The organism is Staphylococcus croceilyticus (assembly GCF_002902575.1).
Lineage (GTDB): Bacteria > Bacillota > Bacilli > Staphylococcales > Staphylococcaceae > Staphylococcus > Staphylococcus croceilyticus.
Window position 1 is genome coordinate 1 of the sequence record NZ_PPRD01000067.1, and the last position, 10,256, is coordinate 10,256.

Sequence of the window (10,256 nt, forward strand, 5' to 3'; positions counted from 1 at the left end):
GTATAAAACTTAAAATTTTCCAAAAAAATATATAAATAAAATTGAATAAATATAAGATTATCAGAAATATATTCAAACATCTTAGGCGTAGGTAATACATTTGAAATTATCTTAATTTTAATACAATGAAAATTTATGAAAACTTATGAGATAAGACTTTTAGGGAATAAAAAAATATGAACAAACCTCTTCACATGGTATGTATTTTTTTGTAATATAGCTATCGTATTATTTAAAAATGAATAAAAAGGAGGAAGCAATGATGAAGGATAACAGAATGATGTTTTTCATATTCATGCTAGGTACCTTTACAGTAGGCATGGCTGAATATGTAGTAACAGGTTTATTGACACAAATCGCAGGGGATATGAAAGTTTCAATTTCGAGCACGGGTCTATTGATTAGTGTCTACGCTGTGAGTGTGGCAGTCATCGGACCATTTATGCGCGTGTTTACAATGAAAATGCGTGCACAGCGTTTATTACCTATATTGGTGGCGATATTTATAGGAAGTAACATTATTGGAATGTTAGCGCCAAACTTTCCTATATTGTTGTTATCCCGATTGCTTTCTGCTTCAATGCATGCGCCGTTCTTTGGTGTGTGTATGAGTGTGGCGGCTGCCGTGGCACCACGTGGTAAACAGCCACAAGCGATTGCATTAGTACAAGCAGGCTTAACCATTGCAGTTATGATAGGTGTGCCATTTGGTTCATTCTTAGGTGGTTTCGCAAATTGGCGCGTTGTTTTTGCTGTAATGATTGGTTTAGCTATCATTACAATGTTAGGTATGGTGAAATTTGTACCTAATGTTACTTTAAGCACTGAAACAAATATTAAAGGTGAATTGAAGGTATTTAAAAATCCGCATATCTTAATTATTATGTCTATTATTATATTTGGTTATTCCGGTGTATTTACAACGTATACATTTATGGAACCAATGATTCATAAATATTCACCATATGGCATCATAGGCCTTACATTGTGTTTATTTATGTTCGGTTTAGGTGGTGTAGCGGGCAATCTTATCACTGGTAGAGTGCCTGAACCTAAATTAACGAAATTTTTATTCTACACATTTTTATTACTGTTCTTAACGATTATTTCATTCGTTACGGTTGTGCATAGTGCAATCTTAGCAATTATTATCTGTTTCTTATTCGGTTTCGGTACATTTGGTACAACACCGTTACTTAACAGTAAGATTATTTTAAGTGCGAAAGAAGCGCCATTACTTGCTAGTACATTAGCGGCTTCAATCTTTAATGTCGCTAACTTTTTAGGTGCATTAATTGGTTCAATTTTATTATCAATTGGTTTCCCTTATCTAATCATTACGTTTGTATCTGGTGGCATTATTATTTTAGGTATTTTACTAAATACGTTAAATCATTTTTATGAAAAGAAAAATATCCAATTTGAAGAATAAAGTAATACCTCTAACATGAGTAGTTGAAAGTACTGATGTTAGAGGTGTTTTTAATATAAATTCAGCTTCATAAATCGTTTATTTAAATAGTTACTTCGAAATTCACTACTTGTGGCAGACTATCAAGTTGATGCGTTGTCATATAGTCGATTAACACTTGAGCACCTTCTTCTTGAATGTCTTTTACCACAGGAGCTTGGGCGAACATTTCATAATTACCGCCTCCGACGGCACGATAATTATTCACGCAAATTGTGTACGTTTGTGTTTCATTTAAAGGTGTATCTCCAACTTTAATATCTGTTACGCGTTGGCCAATAGGTTGCCCAACATGAATTGTATAACTAATACCACCGTAAATATCGTAGTTAAAGTGTTGGGGCTTTGGATACAAGAATGCTTCGTTAACAATAATCCCATTATTTTCGTCTAGCGCAAAGTAGCTTGCTGATCGTTCGAGTGCTTCTTTAATACCGGCTCCTGTGAGTTCTAAAACTTGGAAGGTATTAGGGAAAGGATAGTTATTAATAATATCACGCATAGTCACTTGTGTATTAAAGCCAGCTGCTGAATCGAATAGGGCTATACTTGCTATGTCGGCGCCACTTTTCTCTAACAAAATGAGATTGATTAAATTAAGAAGCGGGTGAGGTTTTACGCGCGCTTCAAATTTGTCTTCTACTAACATAGGTTCAGGTAGCGTCGTGATATTTGTATCTAGCCAATCTTCTAAGTTATTTAAAAGTGAGGCGTCTTCTGGTAAAAGTTCAAAATCTGTTTCTGAAGTAACGGGTAGTAAAGTCGCTTGTTTATTAATAATTTGATGTTGATTATTTAAAGTCAGTGTAACTTTACCAACTTGAGTTGCGCGAGTACCTGGTTGAATAACTGCTGTATCATACTTTACTGTGGCGATATCGCGATGTTGATGACCTGTGATGAGAACATCGATGTGATCATGAAATTGATTTAAAATTTCTGATGCTTCGTTCTCGCCTGATAAAGCTTCAGTTGGTTCATTAGTATCTATATCTCTTTCGAACCCGCCATGATACGACACGACGACGATGTCTACTTTGCTGCGTATGTCAGGTAATAATTGTTCAAGTGTATCTACGGCGCTACGGAATTGTAAGCCTTTGATATGGTTGGGTTGTTCCCAGTTAGGTATGTATTGTGTGGTTAGTCCGATGACGCCGACTGTTAGGCCTGCCTTTTCAAAGAAATGAATGCCGTTACCTGTGAAAGGCTGGTTCTGTGTATCTAAGATGTTGGCGCATAGGACTGGATGGTGCAATTGGCTGAGTGTGTCTTTAAGGTAGGGAAGTCCGTAATTAAATTCGTGGTTGCCGATTGTGCCAAAATCGAAGTTGAGGCGGTTGTAAATATTAGTTAATGGGGCGCTAGTTTGGCGTTCAGAAACTAAGTAATTGCATAATGGGGCGCCTTGTAGGAAATCGCCGTTATCTATTTTAAAGCTAATGTCGTCATGCGAGCGCTCACTTTCGATTAATTGGTTGGCTTTCAATAGGCCCATCGGTAATTGTTGGTTGCGTGATGAGAAGTCTGTGGGAAAGATGTAGCCGTGTACGTCGCTTACGATGTAAAAAGAGAGTTGTGTCATGGGTATCGTCCTTTCGTAAAAAAGAGATAAAGAAGGGCGTCGTTTGGGAAGTATGCGCTATCTTCTTATATCTCTTTAGATTGTGTTAAGATTATTGAATTGTGCCTGTGGCTAATGGTTGGTTACCCTGTTTAAGGCGAATGTTTGCGCCTGAGATGTTCGTATTCACTTTGGCTGTAAGTGTAAGTGTGGCGTTGCCTTCATTGTCTGTTGTTACACTTTGAGGTTGGCTATAACCAATGTCATCATAGTTTTTACCGTCTTGAGTAAAACTAGCTAATTGCGTGCCGCCATTTTGATAAATCGATAATTTCAGTTGATCGAGCGTTTTACTTTGTTCCATATTACTTAAATTAACGGTAATTTGGAATGGTTTATTTAGTTGAATATTGTCTGGTAAGTGAAATTGCACGTTGCCATTTGTTGTATGGGTAGGTGAAGGACTCTTTGTATCGCTTCCTTTTGAATTACCATCATTATTATTGCTGTTGTGAGTGGCATTTGAATTATTGTTTTGATTGTTAGTCGTTTTTGTTGCGCCATAACTACCTGGTGCGAATGTTGAGCGATCATACCATTTGTAGCCTTGCTCTGGTTGAGACCACGGTTCTTTTTGCGGTTCTGTTGAATTTTGTGGTGTTTCGAATGCTAGAGTAGGTGTTGGTTGATCTAATTTAATACCACTTTTTTTCAAGCTCGTTGCATTGTCTACTTTTCCAAACCAATCTGTAATATTTGTTAAAAGTTGGCCGTTGTCTTCTTCTTTAAAGCCATCGTAAGTCTTCTTAGTCTGGCCGTTATCTTCACGTTTATACTTCGGCGTACTATCTTCTACTAGAGATGAGTCACCGATAAAGGCTGCTTTACCTTTGCCGACTTTCGCTATCGCTACATAAGGACCTTCAGCTACGCCACCGCCATTTTAAATGCCTTGGTCTACAGCGTGAGACCATTTCTGTTTAGATGATAAATGTTCAGGCGTGTAAATGATACCTTTCGCTTTCGTAGGATCCGTAATCGCTAGTGTTGAACCAGAGTGCATAGATACAGAGTGAATGCCCTGAGTGATGCCGAAACTTTCCGAACTAGGGACGATATTTTGCGTATTTAAATCACCAAGCGCGTTGTAACGGAAGCGGATACCGAAGTTGTCAGATAGCCAATCTGAACTTTTCACGCCTTGCATAGCTTGTGAATTCTTCTCCTCAGCAGTCATATCTTTCGTCATGTCTTTATAAGCTCCACGACGATAACCGTTCATTGCCTCTGAAGAGTCGATGCGATTTAAATTTCTATCCGCATTGTAATGGTCGGCGATAAAGATAATGTTGCCACCTTTTTTTACATAATTAACCATGGCTTGTTGCTCATTTTCTTTAAAAGGGATATTAGCTTCAGGAATCACTAATATCTTACTATTACTTAAAGTTTGGTCATTGATGTTATCTTCGCCGTCAATTTCTTTTACAGTGTAGCCTTGTTGTCTCATTGAATCAGCGTAATCAGAGAAGCCACCATCCATGACCCAATCTGCAGCGCCAGCAGTTTGTTCATGTGACGCATCGAATAAAACTGTTTGCGAATTGTTAGCATTATTTTGTGCAGCGTGACTCACATTTAGTCCTGTTAATGAAATCGTTGAGGCTAATAAAGTTGAACTTACTATTTTGATAAGTTTCATATATTTTTCTCCTATTATTGAACTATGTATAAGATTTATTAAGACATTTTTCATTTTTGAAAATTAAGCAATGGGAGCAGGACAGAAATTAAAATAATTTCGTTGTATCCCCAACTTGCTTTATTTGTAGCCTTTCTTTTCGAAAGTCTCTATGTTGGGGCCCCGCCCGCTAGTCAAGGATGACTAGGTTTGAAAAAGCTTGATTTAAGCGCATTTTCAAATCAGTCAGCTACTGCCAAAATGATAAAGTAGGCTAAAACATTTTATGCTGTCCCGCTCCCACATAAAAAAAGTATAATAAAAAATTTGATATACAAGAGAATGTTAAGTGAATATTTAAGAAAACTTTACAATTCATTCACATTATAAATAAATTTTATATATTTTTCACAGATAATAAATATTATTTAAGTTAATGTTGTGGTAATCTTATAAATGTCATATAGAATGACAATTTACACTATTTTATACATATCGAACGGGGGCATTACAGTTATGAAGCAAATGAAGTACCTTTTAGTTCTAGCTTTAACGGTTATTATTTTTGCGGCGGCATGTGGAAATAATAGCTCATTAGATAGCAAGAACAAAAGCTCTGACAGCGGGTCAGATTCTGGTAAAGATGGTTACACACCTAAAGAGTTAACAGTACAATTCGTTCCATCACAAAATGCAGACACACTTGAAGCAAAAGCAAAACCACTTGAAAAATTATTATCTAAAAAATTAGGCATTCCAGTAAAAGTATCTGTTTCAACTAACTACAATACAATCGTTGAAGCGATGAAATCTAAAAAAGTAGACGTAGGTTTCTTACCACCAACTGCTTACACTTTAGCACATGATCAAAAAGCAGCTGACTTATTATTACAAGCACAACGTTATGGTGTTAAAGAAGATGGTTCTAATTCAAAAGATTTAGTTAATAACTACAAATCAGAAATCTTAGTTAAAAAAGATTCTGGTATCAATAGCTTAAAAGACTTAAAAGGTAAAAAAATCGCATTACAAGACGTTACTTCAACAGCAGGTTACACATTCCCTATCTCAACGCTTAAAGAAGAAGCTGGTATTGACGCAACAAAAGATATGAAAATTGTAAACATGAAAGGTCATGACCAAGCAGTCATTTCATTATTAAATGGCGATGTAGATGCAGCTGCAGTATTCCAAGATGCACGTACAATTGTTAAAAAAGACCAACCGAACGTATTCAAAGATACAAAAATTCTTAAATTAACAGAACCAATTCCAAACGATACAATCTCTGTTCGTCCAGACATGAACAAAGATTTCCAAGAAAAACTTAAAAAAGCATTTAAAGAAATTTCAAAATCAAAAGAAGGTCACAAAATTATCAGTGAAGTATACTCTCATGAAGGCTACACAGATGCTAAAGATTCAGACTTCGATATCGTAAGAAAATATGAAAAACAAGTTCAAGATATGAAATAATTTGTGAAAAAAAGATTGAGTTAGTCACTTCTTGAATGGAGAGGGATGCAGACTAGCTCAGTTTTTAGCGACACTGTAATTAAATAAGTGACAAGGAAAAGCTAAGCCCTATTTGTGTTGGGCATAGCTTTTCTTTGTAAAATGAAGGGTGTTAAGTAAATGAGTCAAATTGAATTTAAAGATGTTAATAAAGTGTATCCTAATGGTCATGTTGGGTTAAAGGATATCAACTTGAATATCGAAAAAGGCGATTTTGCGGTCATTGTTGGTTTATCAGGGGCAGGTAAATCTACATTATTAAGATCGGTGAATCGTCTTCATGATATTACTTCTGGGGAAATCACTATCGAAGGTAAATCGATTACTAAAGCTAAAGGTAAAGAACTATTAATGATGCGTCGTAATATTGGAATGATTTTCCAACACTTTAATCTTGTAAAACGTTCTTCAGTGTTACGTAATGTATTGAGCGGTCGAGTGGGGTATCATCCTACTTGGAAAATGGTCTTAGGACTATTTCCAAAAGAAGATAAAGTGAAGGCAATGAATGCGTTGGAACGTGTGAATATCCTAGATAAATATGATCAACGTTCAGATCAGTTGTCAGGTGGGCAACAACAACGTATTTCAATTGCACGTGCGCTGGCACAAGAACCAGCGATTATCTTAGCCGATGAACCAGTCGCGTCGTTAGACCCTTTAACAACGAAACAGGTTATGGATGATTTAAAGAAGATTAATGAAGAATTAGGTATAACGATTCTAATTAATTTGCATTTCGTAGATTTAGCACTTGAATATGGTACACGCATCATTGGTTTACGTGCCGGTGAACTTGTTTATGATGGTCCTGCGAGTGAAGCTACTGAAGAGGTATTTAATGAAATTTATGGTCGTAAACTTAAAGATGACGAGAAGCTAGGGGTGGAGTAATATGGCGACACCTACAACGAGTAAATATGATCAATATTTAAACAAGAAATTTTCACTTAAGACGAGTTTTACCATTTTTCTAGTGTTAGCGTTAGTCATTTGGAGTTTCTTATATACAGGCTTTAGCTTTGGTGACTTAATGGTTGGTTTACCTCAAATTGCCTCATTCTTTGGTCAAATGGTACCTCCAGATTGGGGATATTTGAGTACCATTACTAAACCTATGTTAGATACCATTCGCATGGCTATTGTAGGGACATTTTTAGGAGCAATTGTATCAATTCCAATCGCTTTAATCTGTGCTAGCAATATTGTTAAAACGAAATGGATTACGATTCCTGCGCGGTTTATCTTAAATATTGTACGTACGATTCCAGATTTATTATTAGCTGCTATCTTTGTAGCTGTCTTCGGTATTGGCCAAATTCCTGGGGTGTTAGCTTTATTCATTCTAACCATTTGTGTTATCGCTAAATTATTATATGAAGCGCTCGAAACAATTGACCCAGGCCCAATGGAAGCGATGACGGCAGTTGGCGCAAATAAAACAAAGTGGATTATATTCGGTGTTGTTCCGCAAATACTATCTACGTTCTTCTCATATGTACTCTTTGCATTTGAAATTAATATTCGTGCTTCAGCGGTACTTGGACTCGTAGGTGCTGGTGGTATTGGTTTATTCTATGATTCAACATTAGGCTTATTCCAATATCCGAAAACTGCGATGATTATCCTATTTACATTAGTTATTGTCGTTATTATTGACTATGTAAGTTCGAAAGTGAGGGAACAACTCGCATGACACAAAATGAGCATAAGTTAGAACAAAAGTATCCCGTTAAATCAAAAAAACAGAAGCAAAAATTAATTAAAAATTGGATAATAGCTATCGTCGTTTTAGCAATTATTGTGTGGGGCTTTGCTGGCATGCCTGCGCTCGAGCTGAAATCTAAATCGATTGAAATTTTAAAATCGATATTTAAAGGCTTATTCCATCCCGATTGGGGTTATGTTTACATACCAGCTGGTGAGGACTTATTACGTGGCTTACTTGAAACATTTGCGATTGCTGTCATTGGTACATTTATCGCAGCAATTATCTGTATACCGTTCGCATTTTTAGGCGCACGTAACTTAGTTAAAGCACGCCCAGTCACAGGCATCACTAAATTTATTTTGAGTGTGATTCGTGTATTCCCTGAAATTGTAATGGCACTTATTTTTATTAAAGCTGTAGGTCCTGGTTCGTTCTCTGGGGTGTTAGCGCTTGGTATTCACTCTGTAGGTATGTTAGGTAAATTGTTTGTAGAAGATATTGAACGCTTAGACTTCGCGTCTGTGGAATCGTTAAAAGCAAGTGGTGCGAATAAGACGAAGACATTAATATTTGCGGTTATTCCACAAATCTTGCCTTCATTCTTATCACTTGTGTTATATCGTTTTGAATTAAACTTACGTTCAGCTTCAATCTTAGGTTTAATTGGTGCAGGCGGTATCGGTACACCGTTAATCTTTGCGCTACAAACGCGTTCATGGAATCGTGTAGGTATCATTCTAATTGGTTTAGTTATCATGGTAGCCATCGTAGATTTAATATCTGGCGCCATCCGTAAACGCATTGTGTAATAAAGTTATTTATTTTTTGAAAAGAGGAGCGGAACAGAAATCTTATTTTTGAATGAGATTTCTGCCCGCTCCTTCTTTTTTAATTCTCAATGTTTAAAAATAAATAAAAAGGCAATGATATATTATGTAATTAAATATAATGCATGTGCATGCATGTATAGTGATATATAAACTGAAAGGAGTTTTATCATGAAAGTATTAGTTGTAGGCGCAAATGGTGCAGTAGGTCACAAAGTCATTGCACAATTGAAAGATACTGAGCACAGTTCAGTCGCTTTAGTGCGTAAAGAAGAACAAGTCTCAGAATTAGAGAGCGTAGGTGCTGATAATGTAGTCATCGGAGACTTAGAAGGCGACATCTCACAAGCATTTGATGGTGTAGATGCAGTCATCTTCGTCGCAGGTTCTGGCGGTAGTACAGGTGCAGATAAAACACTATTAGTTGATTTATGGGGCTCTAAAAAAGTAGTCGATGCCGCAAGTAAGCACGGTGTTAAAAAATTAGTACAACTTAGTGCTACAGATAGCCCTGATCCAGATAAAGAATCTGATGAGATGCGTCCTTATGCAGTCGCAAAACATATGTCAGACTTCTATATAGAACAATCAGATTTAAATTATACAATTGTTCGTCCAGGTCCATTACAAGATGACGAAGGTACAGGTAAAATCAATGCTTCATTCTCAATTGAAGGAGACCCAAATAGCTACACTATTCCACGTGACGACGTAGCGACAACATTAATTAATGCGTTAGATGTTGAGAAAGTCGATAAACAAGTTGTTTATATCCAATCTGGAGATACTGATGTTAGAACAGCTTTAGAAGAAATTAAATAATGAGTTATAGGTAAAGTTTAGGCCCATATGAGATGGCATATAAGCGCTGTCTCATATGGGCCTTTTGTTTTTATTATTGAAAAGTGGAGCGTAGTGTTTCTTCAAATGTAACTTTCACTTCATCGTAGAAGCGGTGACCTTTGTCAGTCATCTTAGCATAAACCCCACGTTTGTCATCTCCATAACCTTGACGTCTTATCACACCACAATCTTTTGATTCCATTCTAGTCGCGAGTCGTGACATTGCACTTTGACTTAATCCCACTTTATTTTGTAATTCTTTTAATGGTAGTTGATTATCTTCAGCGCAATCCAAATACATTAAGACATAAAATTCTTTCAACGCAAGATTATGGCGTGACATTAAGTCTCGTTCCAGTTGTTTAGAAACATTGTTATAAGTAGCTGTGAAATCTAGCCATTTACATACTAATTGATCTGCCATATAAATGCCTCACATTTTTTCTAGTGTAATACCAGTATTATAACAATAAATAAATTGAAGTAGGGAAGTTATTCTTTTATTTCGAAAAAAATGGAAAGAAATTGAAAAGAAAGGTGTGGAAATTTCCCAGGAAACTTACAGAGTTGTAATTTTGGGCCTTTCGCCTTACAATACCTCGAAATATATGTTTTTATATAATTGAGGTGAATAGATATGGAAG

8 protein-coding genes and 1 pseudogene are annotated in these 10,256 nt (G+C 36.3%); 6 read left to right on the forward strand and 3 right to left on the reverse strand.

The features are described from left to right. Positions 1-262 precede the first annotated feature (262 nt). Entirely contained in the window at positions 263-1,432 is a 1,170-nt protein-coding gene (locus tag CD128_RS08605) for an MFS transporter (protein WP_103329566.1), read from the forward strand. 82 nt (positions 1,433-1,514) lie between these two features. Here CD128_RS08605 and CD128_RS08610 read toward each other — a convergent pair whose 3' ends face one another. Both CD128_RS08610 and CD128_RS08615 read right to left on the reverse strand, forming a co-directional pair. Next, complete coding sequence (locus tag CD128_RS08610) at positions 1,515-3,056, reverse strand: bifunctional metallophosphatase/5'-nucleotidase (RefSeq protein WP_103329567.1); 1,542 nt, start codon at positions 3,054-3,056, stop codon at positions 1,515-1,517. 91 nt (positions 3,057-3,147) lie between these two features. Further along, a pseudogene (locus tag CD128_RS08615) lies at positions 3,148-4,737 on the reverse strand (DNA-binding protein). A 495-nt stretch (positions 4,738-5,232) separates the two neighbouring features. Here CD128_RS08615 and CD128_RS08620 point away from each other — a divergent pair. From CD128_RS08620 to CD128_RS08640, 5 genes are all read left to right on the forward strand, one after another. Continuing rightward, on the forward strand, positions 5,233-6,192 hold the full coding sequence (locus tag CD128_RS08620) for a phosphate/phosphite/phosphonate ABC transporter substrate-binding protein (RefSeq protein WP_103329568.1): 960 nt from the start codon (positions 5,233-5,235) through the stop codon (positions 6,190-6,192). Positions 6,193-6,351: 159 nt separating this feature from the next. Beyond that, complete coding sequence (gene phnC / locus CD128_RS08625; RefSeq protein WP_103329569.1) at positions 6,352-7,125, forward strand: phosphonate ABC transporter ATP-binding protein; 774 nt, start codon at positions 6,352-6,354, stop codon at positions 7,123-7,125. Between the two features lies 1 nt (position 7,126). Further along, positions 7,127-7,927, forward strand: a complete 801-nt coding sequence (phnE, locus tag CD128_RS08630; protein ID WP_103329570.1) for a phosphonate ABC transporter, permease protein PhnE — start codon at positions 7,127-7,129, stop codon at positions 7,925-7,927. Further along, positions 7,924-8,751: a phosphonate ABC transporter, permease protein PhnE gene (gene phnE, locus CD128_RS08635; RefSeq protein WP_103329571.1), complete on the forward strand. Its 828-nt coding sequence runs from the start codon at positions 7,924-7,926 to the stop codon at positions 8,749-8,751. The genes phnE (CD128_RS08630) and phnE (CD128_RS08635) overlap by 4 nt, the downstream gene beginning before the upstream one ends. 189 nt (positions 8,752-8,940) lie before the next feature. After that, a complete protein-coding gene (locus tag CD128_RS08640; protein WP_103329572.1) occupies positions 8,941-9,591 on the forward strand; it encodes an SDR family oxidoreductase in 651 nt (216 codons plus the stop codon). Positions 9,592-9,664: 73 nt separating this feature from the next. Here CD128_RS08640 and CD128_RS08645 read toward each other — a convergent pair whose 3' ends face one another. After that, positions 9,665-10,036 carry a MarR family winged helix-turn-helix transcriptional regulator gene (locus tag CD128_RS08645; RefSeq protein WP_103329573.1) on the reverse strand — a complete coding sequence of 124 codons (372 nt, stop codon included), beginning with the start codon at positions 10,034-10,036 and terminating at the stop codon, positions 9,665-9,667. Positions 10,037-10,256 lie beyond the last annotated feature (220 nt).

Excerpts from the sequence above, each read along its gene's own strand:
- CD128_RS08610 (WP_103329567.1), bottom strand. The coding sequence starts at position 3,056 with ATGACACAACTCTCTTTTTACATCGTAAGCGACGTACACGGCTACATC.
- phnE (WP_103329571.1), top strand. The coding sequence starts at position 7,924 with ATGACACAAAATGAGCATAAGTTAGAACAAAAGTATCCCGTTAAATCA.
- phnE (WP_103329570.1), top strand. The coding sequence starts at position 7,127 with ATGGCGACACCTACAACGAGTAAATATGATCAATATTTAAACAAGAAA.
- phnC (WP_103329569.1), top strand. The coding sequence starts at position 6,352 with ATGAGTCAAATTGAATTTAAAGATGTTAATAAAGTGTATCCTAATGGT.
- CD128_RS08645 (WP_103329573.1), bottom strand. The coding sequence starts at position 10,036 with ATGGCAGATCAATTAGTATGTAAATGGCTAGATTTCACAGCTACTTAT.
- CD128_RS08640 (WP_103329572.1), top strand. The coding sequence starts at position 8,941 with ATGAAAGTATTAGTTGTAGGCGCAAATGGTGCAGTAGGTCACAAAGTC.
- CD128_RS08620 (WP_103329568.1), top strand. The coding sequence starts at position 5,233 with ATGAAGCAAATGAAGTACCTTTTAGTTCTAGCTTTAACGGTTATTATT.
- CD128_RS08605 (WP_103329566.1), top strand. The coding sequence starts at position 263 with ATGAAGGATAACAGAATGATGTTTTTCATATTCATGCTAGGTACCTTT.